19 protein-coding genes are annotated in these 19,963 nt (G+C 63.4%); 5 read left to right on the top strand and 14 right to left on the bottom strand.

Features of this window, described 5'->3' with window-relative positions:
• The first annotated feature begins 38 nt into the window (after nt 1-38).
• Nucleotides 39-485, top strand: a complete 447-nt coding sequence (locus tag AC6LKG_RS08015) for an SRPBCC family protein (protein ID WP_498163821.1) — start codon at nt 39-41, stop codon at nt 483-485.
• Nucleotides 486-491: 6 nt separating this feature from the next.
• Here AC6LKG_RS08015 and AC6LKG_RS08010 read toward each other — a convergent pair whose 3' ends face one another.
• From AC6LKG_RS08010 to AC6LKG_RS07970, 9 genes are all read right to left on the bottom strand, one after another.
• Nucleotides 492-1,439, bottom strand: a complete 948-nt coding sequence (locus AC6LKG_RS08010) for a Dyp-type peroxidase (RefSeq protein WP_498163820.1) — start codon at nt 1,437-1,439, stop codon at nt 492-494.
• A gap of 108 nt (nt 1,440-1,547) precedes the next feature.
• On the bottom strand, nt 1,548-2,357 hold the full coding sequence (locus tag AC6LKG_RS08005; protein WP_498163819.1) for a DinB family protein: 810 nt from the start codon (nt 2,355-2,357) through the stop codon (nt 1,548-1,550).
• 266 nt (nt 2,358-2,623) lie between these two features.
• Entirely contained in the window at nt 2,624-3,031 is a 408-nt protein-coding gene (locus AC6LKG_RS08000) for an SMI1/KNR4 family protein (RefSeq protein WP_006384258.1), read from the bottom strand.
• Nucleotides 3,028-3,630 carry an HNH/ENDO VII family nuclease gene (locus AC6LKG_RS07995; protein WP_498163818.1) on the bottom strand — a complete coding sequence of 201 codons (603 nt, stop codon included), beginning with the start codon at nt 3,628-3,630 and terminating at the stop codon, nt 3,028-3,030. Before AC6LKG_RS07995 ends, AC6LKG_RS08000 begins: the two co-directional genes overlap by 4 nt.
• Nucleotides 3,627-6,905, bottom strand: a complete 3,279-nt coding sequence (locus tag AC6LKG_RS07990; RefSeq protein WP_498163817.1) for an ATP-binding protein — start codon at nt 6,903-6,905, stop codon at nt 3,627-3,629. The genes AC6LKG_RS07995 and AC6LKG_RS07990 overlap by 4 nt, the downstream gene beginning before the upstream one ends.
• Before the next feature lie 3 nt (nt 6,906-6,908).
• Nucleotides 6,909-7,406 carry a hypothetical protein gene (locus AC6LKG_RS07985; protein ID WP_127481483.1) on the bottom strand — a complete coding sequence of 166 codons (498 nt, stop codon included), beginning with the start codon at nt 7,404-7,406 and terminating at the stop codon, nt 6,909-6,911.
• A gap of 16 nt (nt 7,407-7,422) precedes the next feature.
• A complete protein-coding gene (locus AC6LKG_RS07980) occupies nt 7,423-9,678 on the bottom strand; it encodes a dynamin family protein (protein ID WP_498163816.1) in 2,256 nt (751 codons plus the stop codon).
• Nucleotides 9,675-10,598, bottom strand: coding sequence for a dynamin family protein (locus AC6LKG_RS07975; protein ID WP_070783398.1), 924 nt, complete (start codon nt 10,596-10,598; stop codon nt 9,675-9,677). The genes AC6LKG_RS07980 and AC6LKG_RS07975 overlap by 4 nt, the downstream gene beginning before the upstream one ends.
• A 146-nt stretch (nt 10,599-10,744) precedes the next feature.
• Entirely contained in the window at nt 10,745-11,386 is a 642-nt protein-coding gene (locus tag AC6LKG_RS07970) for a hypothetical protein (protein WP_498163815.1), read from the bottom strand.
• A gap of 370 nt (nt 11,387-11,756) precedes the next feature.
• On the opposite strand from AC6LKG_RS07970, the gene AC6LKG_RS07965 reads away from it, so the two are divergent.
• The gene (locus tag AC6LKG_RS07965; RefSeq protein WP_006384266.1) at nt 11,757-12,803 is read left to right on the top strand and encodes a helix-turn-helix transcriptional regulator; all 1,047 of its coding nucleotides are present in this window, start codon (nt 11,757-11,759) and stop codon (nt 12,801-12,803) included.
• A gap of 15 nt (nt 12,804-12,818) precedes the next feature.
• Here the strand turns inward: AC6LKG_RS07965 and AC6LKG_RS07960 are convergent, their stop codons facing one another.
• The 3 genes from AC6LKG_RS07960 to AC6LKG_RS07950 all read right to left on the bottom strand — a co-directional run bounded on the left by AC6LKG_RS07960 (nt 12,819) and on the right by AC6LKG_RS07950 (nt 15,502).
• Nucleotides 12,819-13,607 carry an SIR2 family NAD-dependent protein deacylase gene (locus AC6LKG_RS07960; RefSeq protein WP_498163814.1) on the bottom strand — a complete coding sequence of 263 codons (789 nt, stop codon included), beginning with the start codon at nt 13,605-13,607 and terminating at the stop codon, nt 12,819-12,821.
• Nucleotides 13,604-14,416 (bottom strand): AAA family ATPase, encoded by an 813-nt coding sequence (locus tag AC6LKG_RS07955; RefSeq protein ID WP_498163813.1) that lies wholly within the window; start codon nt 14,414-14,416, stop codon nt 13,604-13,606. Before AC6LKG_RS07955 ends, AC6LKG_RS07960 begins: the two co-directional genes overlap by 4 nt.
• 183 nt (nt 14,417-14,599) lie before the next feature.
• On the bottom strand, nt 14,600-15,502 hold the full coding sequence (locus AC6LKG_RS07950) for a LysR family transcriptional regulator (protein ID WP_498163812.1): 903 nt from the start codon (nt 15,500-15,502) through the stop codon (nt 14,600-14,602).
• A 183-nt stretch (nt 15,503-15,685) separates the two neighbouring features.
• On the opposite strand from AC6LKG_RS07950, the gene AC6LKG_RS07945 reads away from it, so the two are divergent.
• Nucleotides 15,686-17,065, top strand: a complete 1,380-nt coding sequence (locus tag AC6LKG_RS07945; RefSeq protein ID WP_498163811.1) for an MFS transporter — start codon at nt 15,686-15,688, stop codon at nt 17,063-17,065.
• A gap of 75 nt (nt 17,066-17,140) precedes the next feature.
• Here AC6LKG_RS07945 and AC6LKG_RS07940 read toward each other — a convergent pair whose 3' ends face one another.
• On the bottom strand, nt 17,141-18,115 hold the full coding sequence (locus AC6LKG_RS07940) for a GlxA family transcriptional regulator (protein WP_498163810.1): 975 nt from the start codon (nt 18,113-18,115) through the stop codon (nt 17,141-17,143).
• Nucleotides 18,116-18,284: 169 nt separating this feature from the next.
• Between AC6LKG_RS07940 and AC6LKG_RS07935 the strand changes: the two genes are divergently transcribed.
• Together AC6LKG_RS07935 and AC6LKG_RS07930 are read left to right on the top strand one after the other, a co-directional pair.
• A complete protein-coding gene (locus AC6LKG_RS07935; RefSeq protein ID WP_498163809.1) occupies nt 18,285-18,656 on the top strand; it encodes a DUF1428 domain-containing protein in 372 nt (123 codons plus the stop codon).
• 127 nt (nt 18,657-18,783) lie between these two features.
• On the top strand, nt 18,784-19,287 hold the full coding sequence (locus tag AC6LKG_RS07930; protein WP_498163808.1) for a VOC family protein: 504 nt from the start codon (nt 18,784-18,786) through the stop codon (nt 19,285-19,287).
• Between the two features lie 42 nt (nt 19,288-19,329).
• On the opposite strand, the gene AC6LKG_RS07925 is transcribed toward AC6LKG_RS07930, so the two are convergent.
• Nucleotides 19,330-19,842, bottom strand: a complete 513-nt coding sequence (locus AC6LKG_RS07925; protein ID WP_498163807.1) for a DUF1993 domain-containing protein — start codon at nt 19,840-19,842, stop codon at nt 19,330-19,332.
• Nucleotides 19,843-19,963 lie beyond the last annotated feature (121 nt).

Below are 19,963 nucleotides of genomic sequence, written 5' to 3'. Positions count from 1 at the left end.
TCCCGATACGCACCACTTCCTTCAAAGGCGGATTCATCATGACGACTGGCACTGTTACCCTGCATCGCGTCCTGCGCGCATCACCCGACACCGTTTACCGCGCCTTCCTTGAGCCGGACGCGGTCGTGCGCTGGCTGCCCCCGTACGGCTTTACCTGCGAGGTCTTCGAGCTCGATGCCAAGGTCGGCGGCAGGCACCGCATGGCATTCCGCAATTTCGGCACCGGCCACGCCCACGGCTTCGGCGGCGAATACCTGGAACTGGTGCCGGGCGAGAAGATCCGCTACACCGACGAGTTCGACGACCCGAACCTGCCGGGCCGGATGCAGACCACGATCACCTTGCGCAAGGTGTCCTGCGGCACGGAGATGACCGTGGTGCAGGAGAACATCCCGGCAGTGATTCCGCCAGAGATGTGCTGCCTGGGCTGGCAGGAATCACTGGCCCAGCTTATGCGGCTGGTCGAGCCGCAGATTCCCGACTGAGGCCGATCAGCCTGCGCGTTCGGCCAGCTCGTCCAGCAGCTCTGCCGACGGCACGAAGAACAGGCTGCCGGTGACGGCGCGGCTGTAGTCGAGCAGGCGGTCGTAGTTGCCGGCAGGACGGCCCACGAACATGTTCTCGAGCATCTGTTCGATCGGCTTGGGCGAACGCGCGTAGCCGATGAAATAGGTGCCGAATTCGCCGGCGCCGGCGCGGCCGAACGGCATGTTGTCGCGCAGGATCTTGATCTCCTGGCCATCTTCTTCCAGCGTGGTCAGGGCGCTGTGCGAGTAGGACGGCTTGACGTCGTCGGGCAGCTCGACGTTGGTGAGCTTGCGGCGGCCGATGATGAGTTCCTGCTGTTCGGTGGACAGCTTTTCCCAGGCGCTCATGTCGTGCAGATACTTCTGCACCAGCACGTAGCTGCCGCCGGCGAAGGCTTCGTCCTCGTCGCCGATCAGGGTGTAGCCGGGCAGTTCGAACCCCTGCGGGTTCTCGGTGCCGTCGACGAAGCCGATGATGGCGCGCCGGTCGAAGTAGCGGAAGCCGTGCACTTCATCGACCACCGTGGCCGCCGAGCCCAGCGCGGCCACCAGCAAGGTGGCCAGCTCGAAACAGGCGTCCATGGCTTCGGCGCGGATGTGCAGCAGGATGTCGCCCGGCGTCGACACGGCGACGCGCTCGCCCGTGCCGATCTCGCGGAACGGATGCAGGCCGGCGGGCCGCGGCGCGCCGAACAGCGCGTCCCAAGCGGCCGAGCCGAAGCCACAGACACAGGACAGGTCGGCGGCCACCGCGCGCGTGCCGACGGTGCGCGCCAGGTTGCCGACGTCTTCACACCAGGCGCGCACGGCGGCGGCGTTGTCGGCGCCGGGGTTCAGCGTGGCGACGATGAAGATCGCGTAGCGGGCGTTGGGGCTGAGGACGGCTTGCGGTTCCACGGGTTTTTCAGGCATGGGATTCGATGGGGCCGGCGGCGGCCCGCGAGAAAGAAAAGGGGCGCTGGCAATATAGCCGATGCGGTCGCAGACCCGCGGCACGGGCGTGGCGGCGGGCGCCGCGGCTCATGCGGCGCCGCGTTCGCCACGAGCGGTCGGCGGGGCCAGTTCGGCGAGCAGTTCTTCCAGTTCCTGGCAATGGGTGCGGTCGTGCTCGAACAGCTCGCGCACGATCTGTTCGAGCGTCATGCGGTGCAGGCCGTCGCGCAGGCCGCACCGCGCCAGCGCCGTCGCGTCCAGCTTGCGCAGCGAGGCGCACAACTGCGCCCGGCCGCGGCGGAACGAGGCCAGCGCGGCGTCCGGGTCCTGCTCCTGGTAATCGCGCTCGGCCGCCAGGGCGCTGCCGTCGACGGAATCGATGCGCGGCAGCGCCGCGGCGAGAATGGCCTCGATGCGCTGGACGAACACGGTATCCAGGCCGCGCAGGAGGCAGACGTGTTCGGTGGCCGAAAACCCGGTTCCCTCGGGCCGGCGGGTACGCCACGGCGCCGGCACGCGCGCCATCAGGCTGGCCACGGCGTCCGGCATGCGCGCCAGCCCGTCGATGACCCCGGCGAACGGCAGCGCCACGGGCCGTGGGCTGAACACCGCGCCATAGCTGAAGATCGCGCCCGCCACGCGGCCGCGCGCCTGCACCACCTCATGACCATGGCGCCGCATCAGGTCGGCCACGAGCGCGCCGCAGAACTGCCGCGCGGTAGTGTCCGCCGCGACTTCGGGAAACATCGTTTCGACGTCGTCGCTGATGGCGGCGACGGCGGCCACGCCGACCCGCGACAGCGCCGCGTACTCGAGGTAGCGGCCCGGCTCGTCAATCAGGGCCTCGAGCTGCTGCCCGAGAGGGGTGGCGCGGAATCGGTCGAAACGGGAATGCATGGGGCGGGGTGGCCGGTAACTGCTCAAAACGATACGTTGCTGGCCGACCACCGTCAAGACCGGAAGGATGCCGGAGCGCCGGCCGGACCGACAGTGATGGCGGCGCGCCGGACCGTGGCGGACATGATGGCGCTCCCGTGCGTTGCGTTCAGTGTTGGCCGGCCTGTTCCCCTGCAGATGGGCCTGCGGCCGGCGCAATTGCCGCGACGGCGTTGCACCGCGGCCAATCTGCCAATTTGTGCTGCCGTGCCACGGCACGGGTCATGTCAAGGACGAAAGATCTGCTTGACCAAAAACGCTTCAAGTCCTTCGTTCAGGGTCTGGACGATGCCCCCATTGGGTGTCGCCCACAACAGGATTCGTCGACTGCCATTGTCATACAGGTAGTAGCGCCCGTCACCCGCATCGACCAGCGGCACCGCGAGCCTGGGATAAGTCGCGTCGCGGCTCAGATCGGCGTACATGTTCCGCACATTCAAGTAATAGTCCGGCGGAACTCCCAACCCGTAGGTTTCAGTGGCGCCAAACACAATGACGCCGAACGTGGACAGATAATCGACGTATTCATCGGCCAAAGCGAAGCCCAGGCTCTCTCCCAGCTGCTGAATATCCTCGCCCCGGGCGGGACGAATGGTGGCATGGTTGCGCTCGACCAGCGCGGTAAGTTCGTTCATGACGTTTCCCGATCACGTTGATTATCAATCTGCGTGGCACGCGCCTTCCAATGGTCGCCACGCTCGTCGCCAAAATTTCCCCGATCGATCTCCGATTCCTTCAATTTATTGTGCAGGATATTGTCATTGCCGTTGCCCCGATGCTCCGAACCCGTTAGTTCGGCAAGGGGAGAATCCTGCGACTGGCCTATATGGTGAAGCTCTATGGGTTTCCCGCCGTCGTCGAGCGGCGCACGGCCATCCCGCATTCTTTCCAGATTGGTCTTGCCGAACGCATCCTCCCGGTCATAATCGATATCACCGCGGATCAACACGTCCTTTCCATTGACCGTCTCTGGTTTCAAATCCGCATTTTCATAAATATTCGCTTCGGCGTCGCTACCGATGGCGTCCAGAATCGTGTCCGGGTAGCCGAGGCTCTCAAGCCGGTCCCGTCGCTCATCGCTCATCGGCGGTAGATCCTGGCGCATGTCTTGCGTCACCACCATCGGCCGGTCCAGTTCCGCGATCAGTACGCATTTTCCTGGCATATCCCAGGCCAACTGCGCCAGACGGCACGGGGCATCGCCGCCAACGGCCCGCAGGTGTTCGAAATTCATGCTGATTTCCTGTTTTCGATGTTGGTGCGCCAAGCGGCGTAGATCTCCAGGTGGCTGTCGCGTTGCAGACTATAGTCTTTCATCACGCACTGCTGTATCGCCAAGCAAAGGTCATCCTCCACATGCCGGACCAGCGCCCTGACGATGGCGTCCAGGCCCGCCTGCAGCTGTTCATAATCCGCTGCTGTTTCGATCAGTTTGCGTATCTCGGGTCGGCATCCAAGCACATTGACGACCAGGCGGGCCAGGCTTTCAAATGCTTGCGGCTGCCATAGGACAATGGCTTCCCCCTGACGGAACATGCGTAGTACGTCATGCACCGCAATCTTGTCCGGCGCCCGCAGGGGCAGCTCACGCAAGCCGCGCTCCACAACACCCGGATCCACCGGATAGGGCGCATGAACCCGTTTTGCCAATAACAAGCGCAGCGCCTGGTGATTGAACGTCTCGCGCGCGAAACTTGCCTCTTGCCGCGGCACCTCATAGGCATAGGGACGTGTCTCGCCCTCGAACTTCGTCACCTGGCAAAGCACGGGCTCCAGCCAGTCGTTCTGGTGCACGACGGCCACGCCCTTGGGCAAGCGCGCAATCTCTTCCAGCTGTTCATCACGCAGCCCGGCCGATTTGCCGATCAGACGCCGGTCCGCCTCGTCGGGCAGGCGCATGATGATCTTGGTGTTCGTATTACGGATCGCCGCGACATCGACCGCGTTGGGAGACTGATCGACAATGATGAACCCTTCCCCATAGGTGCGCATTTCGGCGATGGCGTTGGTCAGCATTTCGACCGACTTCCCTGCCACGCCCGCGCCTTCGGCGCCCGTGCCGACGGGGTCGCGCTTCAGAAGATGATGCGCCTCCTCAAGCACCGTGACGTGGCGCAGGGGTTGGTTCATGCCTCCTTTCGCCATCCGGTGTTCATTCAAGCGCATGACCAGGACGCCCATGATCAAAGCCTTGGTCTCCGCGGAACCGACACGGCTCAGATCGACAATGGCGGAACGTTCGAACAGATCGTCGGCATCAATCTCGTCGGCGGCGAAGATCCGGCCATTCAGGCCATTGGTCAGGGATTGGACCCGGGTCGTCAACGAGCCGATATAGTTGCCTTTCACTTCCTGTGAATAGACCGACGCATCGATCACGCTGTGCAACGTGGCAAGCAGATCGCCGAAACTCGGATATAGATCCGCGTAGCCAGGATTGACGGACAGTTCCAGATCCCAGCCACACTGCTCGTAGGCAAGCAGCAGGGCCTCTTTCAATACCGCCGGCATTGCCGCGTACATGGGCCAGCAGACACTGAAAATCTCGATCAGGCGATCCACGTGCTCGAGCACATGAATGGCTTCAGGAAAGCGGAATGGATTGATGCGCAACAGTTCGGAGTGCGCCGGATTCGTGCCATACACCCTGACGCGGGGATTGTGGCCGAATACGTGCTTGTACTCGCCCTTGGCCGGTTCGATGACCAGGAACGGGATTTCGTTGGCCTCGATCTGGCTGAGAATCTGGTACATCGTGTTGCTCTTGCCTGCGCCCGTCGATCCGCTGACAAAGACGTGGCTCGTCAACTGGTCCAGCGCAAGAGTGATGCTTTGCGGAAGGTTCTCCCAGAGGTGGCGCATCTGTCCCAGCTTCAACGTGCGCGTGCCCTTGCCGGCAGGAACGGCTCGCCGGCCATCCACATACTGGACCTTGCGGCCGAAAGTCTGTGTTTCCACCACCGCCACGGTAGACGTGGATCGGCGTGGCAGGCTCAGTTGAATCGCCAATTCCCGTCCCGACACCAGGGTCGCCGGAGTAACGTACGGGATCGGAATACGCTTCGAGAAATGATGATCGAGCTGCGGATGGCTGACCGCGGCCAACCAATCCAGTGCCGCCGACTTTCGCGCCGAGTTCCAGGTGGTCAGGGCAAAGTCCTCGTGGCTGGATTTACTGCCGCGGATCAGCCCCAGGAACAGGCTGGCCAAGGCCTCGGAAGAGGCGGTGCTATCGCCGATGAAATAGGCGGCCGAGTTCCAACCGCCGTACGTCTTGGCCTCGTCGATACGCATCAAATGATGGTCTATCCGCCCCAGCAACTGCTCGATGCTCTTGTCGGTCAAGTCGATCGAAACCTGACGATTGGCACCGGTCGTGCGGTTCGCCGAACGCGAGTCCGTACGGCTGGTCGAGTGGGTGACGGATTCCGTCTTCGCCCTCGACTCCCCCCAGGAATCGCTGTGGCTCTCGCTGCGGCCTTCCGCCTGGGAGTGATTCGTACCTGTCGACTCCTGTTCGCTGAGGACAGTACCGATCGCCGCTCCCACCTGACTGCCAATCACCACCCCCAGGGGACCGAAGAATGAACCTGCCAGCACGCCTGCCGAGGCACCAATGATGCTGCCGGTCTTCGACGCTGCGGTTTGTGAACTGGAATTCCTGGAACTGCCCGTGGTCTCCGTGGTCGATGTACCGCGCGTCCGCGATTGGCCTGTCGTGCAGGTCAAGCCAAGACTATGACCGAGCGATTCGCTCAACCCCTGGCTGATGCTGAAGCCGATACTGTCGCTTTCCTGGACACCAAAAGCGAGTTGTTGCGCAAGCAATGGCGACAGCTGCGTGGCGACCTGCTCGTAGCCGGTCCGGATCAGGTCCAGATCCTGCAAGGCAATGGGTTCGGCCAGAATGATCGCTTGATACACCCGTTGCTCGGCGGCGTCGATAAACCGCTCCAACCCCTGGGCAAACTGCTCCCGATCCGCGCTGGACAAGGCGGGAACCCCGGTGACCGCGGTAACGCTGGAAGAAGGGTCGTCCTTGCTCGACGCAACCCCGTCGAGCAGGCTGTCCACCGCCTGCTGGTTCAGCGCCTGCAGCGCACTGCCGCTGAAATGCCCCCGGAACGTTTCGCGCAGCAGCTCGCCGGCGTTGTGCCCCAGCATCTTGCCGGATTTACCCCGGCTACCGATATAGACCTCCGTCTCGACACCGTCCGACCGCAGCAGCAGGAACACGGCATGGCCCGCCGCGCCCAACGCGGTATAGGCGGCGGTGGTGCTTTCCAGGACGGACTGCTTGTTATTCTGGACGATGCGATCGATGCGGAATATCCGCAGGTCGGCGGCGGACTTGAACGCAGGCGTCGCGCTTGAATACGGCCGAACGGCGTAATGCTGCAGTTCGGACAAATAGCTGCGGTTGATCAGCACGCGCGCGGCATCCAGCGTCTGGGCCGCGTTCTCACGGACGTGTTGCAATGCGGCGGCGTTTGGAATGACTGCGTTCACGGCCTATTTCCCCCACATAGTCAGGAACAACGCCAGCGCAGCGGCAGCGCCGCCGACGATCAAGAGCGCGCGCACCGCCGGAGGCAGTGCCGATTTCGAAGGCGACGCCGCAGGGCGATGGTTGCCGCGCGAAACATCCTCGGGCGCGGCCTTGGCCTGAAACCGTCCCACGCTGGCATCCCGTAACTTCTGGCGAACGGAAATCAGATGCAAAAAACGCGCCTCGCAGAAGTTCATCTTCAAATACACCATCTGCGTATCGAAATATTCGACCTTCCAATGGTCTTCTTCACGGTCAATCGCGCGTGCGAAGGCGGATTCGGCGTATGCCTCGTACAGGCCGGCCACGCGGCTGGCCGCCCAGGCTTGCGCGGCGCGCAGGTCGGCTGCCTCAAGCTCGGAGTCATCGAGTTCCATGAACAGCGCCGCGCGCGCCGTACTTAACTCGCCCGCTTCGACGTAGTGCTTGAGATTGTCGGATGGAATGAAATTCGTCGTCATGCTCATATGCTCCGTTTCAGACCGCCAGCGTGGCTTCGAGCCTGTTTTTGAATGTGGCAATCCATGCGCGCAACGCCCTGCCTTCTTCCACGGCCCGCTCGCGGGCATCGCGGTCACGCGCCTTGTCCCTCACGGATTCCACCAATTCGTTGAAACGTTGGTCGAACTCGTCGGCCATGAATGCCAGGAACTGGTCGACCAACTGATCCCTGCCCGCTTTTATCCGCGCGACCTCGGCCAGGCTCAGGTTGGTGAACTCCGCCTGCACCTGGGTTTGCCTGCTCTTCCACACCTTCGCGAGATCGACGAATTCTTCGTCACCGAAGACAGGCACGGACTTCTCGTCGCCCCATGAAAACGGGTTGTACCACCGGCTCGTGCTGACTTTCCGGTACCCGACCACCACTTGCTCCCGCTCGACCTCGGCCTTGCGTATGTCCAGATTCAAGGAGATATCGGCAACGCTTCTCCGAAGGCTCTCCATGGCCGGAAACTCAAGCTCCTCATAGTCTTGGAAGATCTCGAGAACGTATTCCTGGTACGTTTTCTGCAGGTCTTCGGCCACGTATTTCTGGCTGGCCTCGAATGCGCCCTGGTACAGATTGGCGAGCCTGTTGTACTCGAAACGAAGCTGGGACGAGGCCTGCTCCACCCTGGCTTTCGCCTTGGACAATTCGCTCTTTCCGGAGAAGCCATCCGACACCTTGCGAATCGACGCAATCATCTCGGTTTCCAGTTCGACAAGGGTTTCGATCGTCCGTGAAGGCATGCTCCTCTCGCTCGAGCGCAATTCCTCGACATATGCGTCCACATCGGATCCCCGCGCGCGCCGCTGCTGCAAGCCTTCCAGCTCATCATTGAGTTTTTTCAGCGCGCGCTCGTCCGTATTCAGCTGGTCGGCCAGGTCCGCCTCGTTCAGGCCCATTTCAATGACCCGGCTCAGCGCCTCGCTGGCGCGCTTGGCTCGATGAGGCAAGCTGTATTTGTCGATGTATTCGTCGATCATTGTCTCCACTGCCGGCAGGCCGCTGCTGAGCAACAGAGGCGAATACTGCTTGTCGGCCAACGCCATGCTGACCCGGGACGTCAATGGCATGTACTGGAGCATATTCATGCAAGGCTCCAGGTCAAACAGCTCCGCCATGGTGCTGTAATCGCCTCGTTCCTTGCGTGAATGCAGATCGCCAGGCTTGCGAATCAGGCGCGTCAGATTCGCGGATACCGGATAGACCAAGGGATTCTGGATGCCGTTGCTCACCAGGTACTGCTTCACCCGTTCCAGAATTTCTTTCGGATCCTCGCCCTTTTCGGGATCAAACACGTCCATCTTGTTGACCACGAAGATGAAACGATCCTTGCTTTGTTTACCGCCCTTGCGCATTGCCTGGCCGACCAATTCGAGCAGATTGCGGTCATCGTCAATACTCAGCTGGCTGGCGTTCAGGACATACAGGATCAGCGGATTGCGCCGCGAATCCTGGATGAAACCCATGGTGACGCGCTCGTGATTTTCATCCTGGCTGTTGTTCGGCCCAGGGGTATCGGTCAGCACCAGACGTACATTGTCGCGGTCCCGGACGGCCGGAATCGCCCCCTCGAGCTCGATCGTGGCCGTATCCTCCATCCGGTTCCACCGCTGAATCAACTCAAGCCCGGCCTGCTCGGAAGCTTCCGCCCGCTCTCCATCACGGGTAATGCGGGCGGCGCTGAAGCGTTCCCCGAGGTCGCCGTTATGAACGATCCGGGCGATCGTGGCCGTTGTCGCCTCATTCGCGGCGGGCAGCAAATCGCGGCCCAGCATCGCGTTGATCAACGTCGATTTACCCGCAGACATGGTGGCGACGACGCAGACATCGAAGTCGTTGCCGAGCGCCTCGTCCAATGCGGCTTTCGCATCGGCGTTTTCGCTGAAGTAGGCCTGCAGCTTCGGGTGCGATAGCGCTTCGTCCACGAGTTCGCGGATCTTTTCCAACCGTACTTCAGTATGCTCGGTGCGAACCCAGTCAAGCTCCACCTGCATGCCCCGGCTCCTAGCTGCCTGCGCGGCCTCCGCGACATCCAGATAATCCGATTCCACGCCCTTGAAGCTGACCTTGAACCGGTCATCGCCATTGAAGAGTTGGCTCAACTCGTCAAACAGCCGCTCTATCCAGGTCTGAAGGCGGCTTTCGCGATAACTCGATAATTTGCAGCCTTCGGCCGGCACTTCGCCGTTGATCAGGAAGGTCGTCTCAACGATAAATGGGTTATGGGTGATGTCGATGCAGTTCATGATTTTTCGTAGGCATTGCGTTGATGTTTGATCAGGTGTTCGATGGTTCTGATGCCGCTCATGCAAACCAAGCGCTGCCAGTCTTCGGTGGCAAGCGCCTGGCCGCCGCCAGACAGGGCCGGGCGGATCGGCTCGAGTTCGGACAGATCCTTGAGCACGCGCCGCCGCACCGCTCCCGGGACGATCGCGGCTGACACCAGTCCTTGTTCGTGGTCTTCCATAGCCTGCAAGGCCTGCCGCAGCCTGGCGCGCTGCCCCCGGGTCAGCGGCTCGTCATGCCGGGCCATGGTGGCGTAGAGGGCAGCGGCCGCCATGGTGGGAATGACCATCGGCTCAGCAAAGCCGGCTTCTTCCAGAAAAGCGCGAGCCTGCGCCACATAGGCTTGCAGGTCTTCGCCACGCTCTCGGTCAAGCAAGTCAACCTTGTTGAGAACGAACGCGATGCGCAGGCCGGGCCGGGCCTTGATCCGCCGACGCAGCTTGAGCAACAACGCCTTGTTGTCCGCAGTCGTGAGCTGGCCGATATCCAACACGTAGAGCACGAACTGGACCGGGATCTTGCGCCAGGCGTCGAACACGCGTTTTTCGTGGTCGGCGTCCATACTGTTGTTTGGGCCCGGCGTATCGAGCAATACCAACCGGTTGGCCAGGCCCCTGGAACTGCGAAAAGGGCCGCTCAGATCTATCCGGCGTACGTGAGCGTCGCCATTCCAGCTCCGGATCTGATCAGCGGAAACATCGTCGTGACGAACCAGTTCGCGCCCCGTACTCGACAGGCAGCGTCCATGAAACCCGCTTTGGCCAGGGCGATGCTCAATGGAAGCCACGCACGCCGTGGTCGCCTCATTCGCCGAATGCAGTAATTCGCGGCCGATCAGGGCATTGATCAGCGAGCTCTTGCCAGCGCTGACCGTCGCCATCACCAGCACATTAAAAAGCGGTGCCGCTTTCTTCGCCGTCGACGGAGCGACTTGAAGCGCCGTCTTTTTTTTCCTTGTTCCCGGACCGCCGGCCGCCTTTGTTGCTCTCGTCGCGGCGCGGGCACCGCTTCGTACTCCCCTGCGACTCAGCATTGATGACAGACACCCGGTTGAGCCCACTCGTCAATCGTTTCCATACAGTCCACATCCGCAACCGCCTCTGCATCCAAGCGTTGCAGCCGGAATCCCTCCGGGCGTTCAAAGGGAATGTTCGTGACGCGTGCCGCGACAATGCGGTCCAGCGCCACACAGCCCACGCGCACTGGAGCCAGCACGCTGTACACCAGCAAAACGTCATCGCCGTGCTGCGTCAGCCCCAATGGCCCCACCTTGTCAGGCAAAGAGGGCGCGCCGTCCTTGCCGTAGCTCAATTCCAGCCAGCGCCCGGCACCAAGGGCATCGCTGACCGCATGCAACACGTTTTTTCTGCGAGGGTTTGTCGCCGTGTACGCCAATGGCGGCGTCGACTCGCTGTCCGCCTCCACGGCATTCGAATATCGGGATCTGCGGCGATATCCAAACGGCTTGTTTCGATCGTCCCGTTCGACATCGAAATGCACGCTCAACATTTCCAGCTGCCGTTGAACCGTGCGTAGATCACGAATATGGCCCGCGGCCAGCAATTGCCGATGCAACTCGACCGCGGTAATTTTTCGGTGATGGGGGATGCGCTGAATCAAATCCAGGGCCATGCGCAACGTGGCCAGATTTTGGGGGCGCGTGGTCATCGGACGGAATACGGGGTCGCCGCAAGTCCGACAGAACAGGGAAGTTGTGCCACGAAGCCAATCTGTAACTCAGGCATAGCGTTTTCTGGTGGTAACTGAATGCGTCAGATAATAATACCCGCATTATTAATGACGCCCCCCCACGAAAACACTCCTGCGCTCATTCTGGGTCATGCCCTTGACTTCAAATCAAGAGAAAGCGTGATCAACCGTGGCAACCCACCCTTCCTCAAGGAAAACCGCTGCGACAGATCGTGTCGCAGCGAAAATAATTCGCCGCCCTGAGGGTTCTTTCGAACGCGCGACCCACGCATATTTCGGCCGCACCGGGGATAGAATCGCGCAGCATTCCGATTTGTGACTGGTTTAAATGGATAGACAACAACTTCTGCTGGCCAGCCTGTTGAGAATTCTTCCCTATATCGAAGACGAAGAATCCGAAGACGGTGGCATATCGATGTCGGAAATTCGCGAACGACTTGCCAGCATGCATCAGCCGGTCCCGGATTCACGCCAGATCCGCCGGACCCTGCTCAAGCTCGACAGCGTGGGTTTCCGCGGCGCAACCCGGGCAACCCGTTGGTATCGTACGATTCGACGCAGCGAATTCAATATCCAGAACATGAATGTCAACATGGCGATGGCCATGTGTGCGCTAAAGCAAGTGGCAGACCGCCATCTGCCAACGGTCGTACTGGAGGATCTGGCCGACACCTTCGCGGATGCCACGCGCTTTCTTGCCGCCCACCAAGGACATCCGGGCGCTGGCCGTGCGCACAGCTGGGCGCGCAAGACCTTGCGCATCGACGGCACACATCCGGTCGTACTCCCCCGTTTCAGCGCGGACGTGTACCGCCCCGTCACGGAAGCCCTGTATTACGGACGAAAGCTGTCGTTTCGCAACACCCAATTCGGCGAGAAAGCGCCCGCCGAACGGATCTACGTCATGACGCCGCTGGCCATGGTCGACCGGGCCGGCGTCCTGTATATGGTGGCCTGGGGAACGCAACGTCCCGGGCGGCGATTTCTCTTCCGGATGGACCGCTTATCCCACGTACAAGTACTTGACGAGGCCGCTGATGAGGATCCTTCTTTCGACCTGGAGGACTACGTACGGCGGGAGGACGCCCTCAATTTTCACAGCAGTGAGAACATTGAAATCGTACTCAAGGTCGATGAGCCCCTGATGGAGGATGGCCGCCCCCGTCGTCATCCGCTGCGCGAATTCTGGCTGGCGCAGGATCAGCGCATGCAGGAATGCGACGGCGGATTTGTATTGCGGGCGACAGTGAAGCCTTCGACCATGTTATGGCAACTGCTACATGGTTACGGCTGCTCCATCGAGGTCCTGCAACCCGAGTCGGTCCGGACCAGCTTTGCCGACAATGCCCGACGACTGGTCGAACGCTATACCTGACCCGTGGAAACACAGTCAGGTGCCGGGCCACCCGTATGTAAGAAGCAAGGGCAGGAGAATTTCGGCCTTGCCGCGCAAATTATGCGAGGCCAATCGATCCATTGGGGTCGGATTTGGATTGATCTGCACCAGTTTCGCACCCGCCGCCAGCGCCGCATAACAGAGCTCGGCCGCGGCAGGGGATTGGCAGGACGTACCGACGGTCAGCACAAGATGCGCGGACGTGGCCACGATGTGGCAAGCCCTCCACAATGCTGCCTGCGGCCTTTCTCCATGCCAGAGACGGCCGGGACGCACAAATGCCCCGCAGAGCCGGCATGCAGGAGGCGCCGAATGGGCGTGTCTGAGCGATCGATTGGCAGAGTTGTTGCCGTAGGGTTGAGAAACGTGGGGAACCCCACAGGCAGGACACCAGGCTTCATCCAATCGGCCATGTAGATAGATCGTACGCCGTGTTCCCGCGCGCTCGTGCAAATTGTCGCCGTTCTGGGTAATGACCGTCATCAACGGGACGACTTTCGCCAATTCCGCTATCGCCCGATGCGCCGCATTTGGCATCGCCCTACTGGCACGCACCCGACGGTCCGAATTCCACGCCCATACCGACGCGGGATCACGCCTGAATCCTTCGGCCGTGGCCAGATCTTGCGGGTCATGCCGGCTCCAAAGGCCATCAAGGCCGTCGCGGCTGGCAGGCAGGCCGCTGGCGACCCCCAATCCCGAACCCGTGATGACAACGACCTCTCGGGGTGCACGCAGCATATTCAGCAATTCACACGACAGACGAAGCTTGCGATGTTTCATGCCATGCCCCGCGCCTGCGAGCGCAAAGCCCCAAGTCGCTCCCAAGGCCGCAGTTTCAGGCTGAACTCCGCATACAAGCGGACGTAAAGTTCGCGCAGGCTTTTCACAGGTCGAAACCTCGCCTGCCGCACAACGCTAGCGAAATCCGCGGGCGCAAGCAGATAAAGCCGGGCAAGCTCGCGCGGCGCCACCGTCAGCAGATCTTCAATGTTCAAGCTGGCGGCGGCTTCCATGAACAGCGTCCAGGCATCCTCCTCCCTCAGATAATCGACGCGGATATTCATCTCGAACTGCCGCAACGAGCCCGGATCCGGCACTTCGCAAAGGCTGCTCGATGCAATGGCGACACCTTGATATTTGCCCAGCGCGGACTCGACCTCGTGCGCAAGCGCCACTTCCCATATCTCTCTGCCAGGACGCCCCCGGTGCAGCAGAAAATCCGCGTCCTCCAATAGCAGGACGGCGCCTTGATGGCACGCTTGGGACGTCATGGCAGCGATCCGTTGGACGCCGGCGGTCGGCAGGAGATCCGCTGTGCGCACGATCAACAAAGGCCGTCCGAGCTGAGCCGCCAACCAGCGCGCCAACGTTGTCTTTCCCGTACCCGGTGGGCCATGCAAGGCGATCCGCTTGCAGTTCAGCCGGACCAGGGCATGACTGATTTCCGAAGAAGGAATACTGGTATTGATCTGGTCGATCTGATGCGGTTCCAGCACCGCGTCCTGGCATACCGCTTCCGGCGGCAAGAATTCTGGCGAGTTCACAAATTGCTCCGAGGATTTCAACAGGAGCGCATTCTGTGACGTCATTCGGACAAAACATGGCTCAATCCGCCTGTCCGATCCCGACACCAAGCTGGTGCTGACGGGGTTCGTGACGACGCTGACCGATGCCGTCAACCAGGGCAAGTCGGCGAGCGAGACCGGCGAGGCGCTGCTGGACGGCCTCTGAACGCCGACCTGCGGGGGCAAACGCCACTCGCGGGTGCCAGGTCACAGTTCGTTGAGGGACTTTTCCCGCAGTTTTTCCACCAGGAACTCCACCAGCGACCGCACCTTGCCGGCCATCAGCCGCTGGTGCGTCATCAAGGCGAACACCGGACGGGGCGGGGTTTCCGAAGCCACCATCAAGGGTCGCAGGCGGCCCGCCGCAACGTGGTCGGCGATGGCCCAGGCGGGCGCATAGACGATGCCGGCGCCTGCGGCGGCGGCCGTGACGACACCATCTACCGTGTTCGAGCGCATGCGGGTCGACACCCGCACGATGGTGGGCTTGCCCTTGTCCATCAGCGTCCACGCATCCTCCGTCGCCAGGTGGCTGTACACCAGACCATCGTGTTGCGCCAGGTCCTGCAGGCTGTGAGGGATGCCGCGCTGCGCCAGGTAATCGGGCGAGGCGCTCAGCACCCAGCGGATGGACCCCAGGCGCCGGGCGACGAGACTGGAGCTGGGCTGTTCGCCGACCAGCACGGCCAGGTCGATGCCCTCTTCCAGCAGGTTGACGGGGCGGTCCAGCAAATGCAGGTCGAGCGCGACCTTGGGGTGCTGCATCAGGAACTTCGCCAGCAAGGGCTGCAGATGCACCCGCCCATACAGCGTCGGCGCCGTGACGCGCAGCCGGCCCGAGGGCTCGGCGGCGTCGATCCGCATGCTGCTTTCCAGTTCGTCCATCTCGGCCAGCAGGCGCTTGGCCTCGGCGTAATAGCGCTGCCCCGCCTCGGTCAGGCGCAGGGCGCGGGTCGAGCGCACCAGCAAGCGGGTGCCCACGCGTTCCTCCAGCGCGCTGATGCGCCGGCTGACGGACGCCAATGAAATCCCGCTGACGCGCGAAGCGCCGCTGAGACTGCCCTGGTCCACGGCCGCCACCAGCAGCGCCATGCCTTCCGATCGGTTCACCCTGCCCTCGCTTTCGACGCGTTCCGCGGCGATCCTAAACGATCCCAGTATTTCATATCAGCAAGGCTGCTTTCCGGATTTTGCTATTCACCGCAAGAAGCGCGGCTTTCATACTGGGACCGTTTGCTCCATCTGCCACCGTCTTTTCCACCTTCCGTTTTCTGTCTGCCCATTCAGTCCGCGATGCCAGCTTCCCCCCCCGCTCCCCTGACTCCCGCCGCGCGCCGCTACGCGATGCTGGCCGTGTCCCTGTCGATCTCGATGGCGACGCTCGATACCTCCATGACCAACACGGCGTTGCCGTCGATGGCGTCGCAGTTGGGCGTCAGCGCGGCCGACGTGATCGGCGTGGTCACCGTCTATCAGCTGGTCATGGTGGCGACGATGCTGCCGCTTGCCGCGCTGGCGGGCAAGATCGGGCACCGGCGGGTGTTCCTGCCGGCGCTGTGGCTATTCCTGGCCGCCTCGGTCTGGTGCGGCGCGGCGCAGTCGCTGTGGTCGCTGGAAGCGGCGCGGGCGGCGCAGGGCCTGGCCGCCGCGGCGCTGATGGGCTGCAACATGGCGCTGGTGAGCGCCATCTACCGCAAGGAGGAACTGGGCCGCGGCATGGGCCTGAACGCGATGATCGCGGCGGCGTCGCTGGCCGGCGGGCCGGTGCTGGCGTCGGCGATGCTGACGATGCTGAGCTGGCACTGGCTGTTCTATGTGAACGTGCCCTTCTGCCTGGTGGCGTTGATGCTGGCCGGCCGGCACCTGCCACGCTTGCCCGGCGATGGCAAGGCGCTCGACGCCGGCGCGGCCGTGCTGTGCGCGCTGGCGTTCGGGCTGGCCGTGCAGGGCCTGGAACGCGCGGCGCAACCGGACTGGGGCACGGCCCTGATCTGGGCATGCTGCGCGCTGAGCTGGGCGCTGCTGCTGCGCCGCGAACGCCTGAGCGCGCACGCGATCGTGCCGCTGGACCTGCTGCGCCTGGCGCCCTTCTCGATGGCCGTGCTGGTGTGCGTGCTGGCCTTCGCGGCGCAGGGCGCCGCCATGGTGGCGCTGCCGTTCCTGCTGAACCAGACGCTCGGCCGCGGCATCGCCGAAGTCGGGATGCTGATCGCGCCCTGGCCGGTGATGGGGGCCTGCCTGGCGCCGTTCTCGGGTAGGTGGTCGGACCGCATGTCCGCCAGCCTGCTGGGCGCGGTCGGCCTGGCGCTGCTGGCCGCCGGCCTGCTGACCGTGAGCGGGCTGCCGGCCGGCGCGCCGATGTGGGCGGTGATGCTGCCCATGGCGTTGTGCGGCACGGGGTTCGGGCTGTTCCTGTCGCCCAACCAGCGCTTCATCATGTTCAGCGTGCCCGCGCACCGCGCCAGCGTGGCCAGCGGCCTGTCCGGCCTGGCGCGGCTGCTGGGCCAGACCATGGGCGCGGCGTTCGTGGCGGCATGCTTTGCCTTCAATGCCCGCGGCGGCGCCACCTGGGCCTTGTGGGTGGCGGTGGCGTTCGCGCTGGCCGGTTGCCTGAGTAGCGCCCTGCTCGAACGCCTGGCGCGGCGGACCCGCCAGGCCCTGGCGGCCTCGTAGCGGCCAGGCCCAGGCCGGGCTTCGCGCGTTCCGGCGAACCGCGCGGCCTCCGGCTTGCGGCAACGCCGCCCGCCGTCATTGATAGCGTTCGCGGTAGCCCACCGGCGACATGCCACAGTATTTGCTGAAGATGTCGCGAAAGGCCTTGGTGTCGTTGTAGCCGACCTCGTACATCACCTCGGCCACGCTTTTGCGCGAGCTCTCCAGGCGTTGCTTGGCGGCCTCGACCCGCACCCGCTGCAGGTATTCGACGATGCTGTTGCCGGTGGCCTGGCGAAAGCGCCGTTCCAGGGTGCGGCGGCCCAGGGCGTGGCGGTCGGCCAGGTGCTCGACCGTGAGCTTCTCGGTGTAGCGGCTTTCGATGTCGTCCTGCACCGCGCGCACCACCTGGTCGGCGTGCGACTTGTGGCCCATGAACACCGCGAACGGCAACTGGCTCTGGCGGCTCCAGTCGAGCTGGAAGTACTTGGCGCACCAGATGGCGGTGTCGCGGTCGGTGTATTTCTCGATCAGGTGCAACACCAGGTGCGCGGCCGAGAACGCCCCGCCGCTGGTGTAGATGCCGTTGCCGGACTGGACCACGCGATCGCAACTCCAGTCCACCGCCGGGAACAGGCTGGCGTACAGGTTGCGCGCCGCCCAGTGCACCACCGCCTGCTGGCCATCCAGCAGTCCTCCGGCGGCCAGCAGCGCCGCGCCCAGGCACAGGCTGGCGACTTCGCCGCCGCCGCGGTAATGGCGCGCCAGCCATTCGATCAGTTCGCGATTGCACAACACCGCGTCGGACACCGCGCCCAGCAACGGCGGCGCGATGCAGATGTCGATGCCGAGCGCCTCGTCCAGCACCAGGTCGGCCTGCACTTTGATGCGGCCGTCGTCCAGGCTGACCTGGCGTGTTGCCGCCAGCGTGCGCACGGCGAAGCGCGGCGGCCGGCCCCGCGCGGCCAGGTATTCATTGGCCACCAGGAAGCCGTGCCGGGCGGTTTCCAGCGAAGCGATGTTGGCGCGGTTGGGCAGCAGGAAGGCGATGTTTTTCATGCCGCCAAGCATACGCCCGCGGTCTGTCGCAATCCACCCTCAAGAATGTCGCAAACGCCTATCTGAAAGCAGCGCCGATCCCGATAAAGTGACATCTGCCGGCGCCGATGCCGGCGCGGCTGGCGCGGGAATGCGGGTTCCACGCCGGTCGACACGACAACACACAGCCAAGGAGCATCGGATGGAACAGTACATAGACGGTTACCTGTTGAGCGTGCCCCAGGCCAATATCGAGGCCTATCGCAGGATGGCCGACCTGGCCGGCTCGATCTGGCTGGAATACGGGGCGCTGGAGTTCCGCGAATGCGTGGCGGACGACATCGACGGCGAGGGCTCCGCTTCGTTCAGCGCCGCGGCCGGCGCGCGCGCGGGCGAGACCGTGGTGTTCTCGTGGATCGCGTTCGCCAGCAAGGCGGAGCGCGACCGCATCAACGCCAGGGTCATGGCCGATCCGCGCCTGAACAGCATGTCGTGCGAAGGCGTGTTCGACTTCAAGCGCATGTGCTGGGGCGGCTTCGCCACGCTGGTCGGCAAGACCGCCCGCGCCCAGTAAAAAAAACCGGCTGGCCTGTCGATCCCGGCGGCCTGCATTCGTCGTAGGGAAGGAGGGACAGGCGCGCGCTGGCGCGCCCCCCTTCCCCCAAGTACCCCCCTTCACCCTGGAATTTCGGAGACACATCATGGCAACCCCCGCAAAGCAGGCGATTCCCGACGGCATGCACACCCTGACCCCGCACATTGTGTGCGAAGGCGCCGCCGATGCCATCGCGTTCTATCGCAAGGCCTTCGACGCGCAGGAACTGGCGCGCCTGCCCGGCCCCGGTGGCAAGGTGATGCACGCGGCCATCCGCATCGGCGATTCGGTGATGATGCTGATGGACGATTTTCCCGAGTGGGGCAGCCTGGGGCCCAAGGCGCTCAAGGGCACGCCGGTGACCCTGCACCTGTACGTCGAGGACGTCGACGCCGCCATGCGGCAGGCGGTGGCGGCGGGCGCCCAGGTCACCATGCCGGCGGCCGACATGTTCTGGGGCGACCGCTATGGCCAGGTGGTGGATCCGTTCGGCCACCGCTGGTCCATCGCCACCCACAAGGAAGACCTGACGCCCGAGGAAATCCAGGCGAACATGGCCAGGATGGAGCCGATGGAAGGCTGCGGCGATCCGGCCCGCAAGCCGGGCTGAACGCCGGCGTCCGCCTGCCGCGGCGGCGCCCCGCCGCCGCGATCAGCCGGGATATGGCCCCAGGAAATCGAGCTTGCCGATCGGCACGCCGACGTGGCGCAGGATGCCGTAGGCGGTGGTGACATGAAAGTAGAAGTTCGGCAGCGCGAACGTCAGCAGATAGGCGTCGCCCTGGAATTCGGGCTTGAACTCGCCGAAGCTGAGCGTGACCTTGCGGTCCTCGGCGCCGTCCAGGGCCTCGGCCGGCACCGAACGCAGGTAGGCGATGGTGTCGGCGATGCGTTTCTGCAATTGCTCGAACGTGGTTTCCTCGTCGGGAAACTTGGGCGATTCGACCTGCGACAGGCGCTGCGTGGCGAACTTGGAGGCGTCGCTGGCGCGTTGCACCTGGCCCGACAGCGGATACATGTCGGGGGCCAGGCGGGCGTTGATCAGGTCGGACGGATCGATGCCGTTGGCGGCCGCGTGGGCCGCGCCTTTTTCCAACAGCGCGGCCAGCACGCTCAGGCCGCGGATGAAGACAGGCACCGAGGCCTGGTACAGGGACAGGGACATGATGAGAGGTTCCGAAAAAGCGCTGCCGGCCGGCGCCCGACATGGCGCCGGATCGCCGGACATGCCGCGATCTTAGCGCCGCCGCGACAGGCGCGGCGGGCGGCCGCGGCGACATGTGCAT

It is taken from the genome of Achromobacter sp. 46006 (genome assembly GCF_059761975.1).
Note: the sequence above shows the minus strand (reverse complement) of the source record. Positions and strands in the feature narration are given on the sequence as shown.

Coding starts and splice junctions, on each gene's coding strand:
- AC6LKG_RS08015 (WP_498163821.1), top strand. CDS start 39: ATGACGACTGGCACTGTTACCCTGCATCGCGTCCTGCGCGCATCACCC.
- AC6LKG_RS08010 (WP_498163820.1), bottom strand. CDS start 1,439: ATGCCTGAAAAACCCGTGGAACCGCAAGCCGTCCTCAGCCCCAACGCC.
- AC6LKG_RS08005 (WP_498163819.1), bottom strand. CDS start 2,357: ATGCATTCCCGTTTCGACCGATTCCGCGCCACCCCTCTCGGGCAGCAG.
- AC6LKG_RS08000 (WP_006384258.1), bottom strand. CDS start 3,031: ATGAACGAACTTACCGCGCTGGTCGAGCGCAACCATGCCACCATTCGT.
- AC6LKG_RS07995 (WP_498163818.1), bottom strand. CDS start 3,630: ATGAATTTCGAACACCTGCGGGCCGTTGGCGGCGATGCCCCGTGCCGT.
- AC6LKG_RS07985 (WP_127481483.1), bottom strand. CDS start 7,406: ATGACGACGAATTTCATTCCATCCGACAATCTCAAGCACTACGTCGAA.
- AC6LKG_RS07980 (WP_498163816.1), bottom strand. CDS start 9,678: ATGAACTGCATCGACATCACCCATAACCCATTTATCGTTGAGACGACC.
- AC6LKG_RS07975 (WP_070783398.1), bottom strand. CDS start 10,598: ATGGCGACGGTCAGCGCTGGCAAGAGCTCGCTGATCAATGCCCTGATC.
- AC6LKG_RS07970 (WP_498163815.1), bottom strand. CDS start 11,386: ATGACCACGCGCCCCCAAAATCTGGCCACGTTGCGCATGGCCCTGGAT.
- AC6LKG_RS07965 (WP_006384266.1), top strand. CDS start 11,757: ATGGATAGACAACAACTTCTGCTGGCCAGCCTGTTGAGAATTCTTCCC.
- AC6LKG_RS07960 (WP_498163814.1), bottom strand. CDS start 13,607: ATGAAACATCGCAAGCTTCGTCTGTCGTGTGAATTGCTGAATATGCTG.
- AC6LKG_RS07955 (WP_498163813.1), bottom strand. CDS start 14,416: ATGACGTCACAGAATGCGCTCCTGTTGAAATCCTCGGAGCAATTTGTG.
- AC6LKG_RS07945 (WP_498163811.1), top strand. CDS start 15,686: ATGCCAGCTTCCCCCCCCGCTCCCCTGACTCCCGCCGCGCGCCGCTAC.
- AC6LKG_RS07940 (WP_498163810.1), bottom strand. CDS start 18,115: ATGCTTGGCGGCATGAAAAACATCGCCTTCCTGCTGCCCAACCGCGCC.
- AC6LKG_RS07935 (WP_498163809.1), top strand. CDS start 18,285: ATGGAACAGTACATAGACGGTTACCTGTTGAGCGTGCCCCAGGCCAAT.
- AC6LKG_RS07930 (WP_498163808.1), top strand. CDS start 18,784: ATGGCAACCCCCGCAAAGCAGGCGATTCCCGACGGCATGCACACCCTG.
- AC6LKG_RS07925 (WP_498163807.1), bottom strand. CDS start 19,842: ATGTCCCTGTCCCTGTACCAGGCCTCGGTGCCTGTCTTCATCCGCGGC.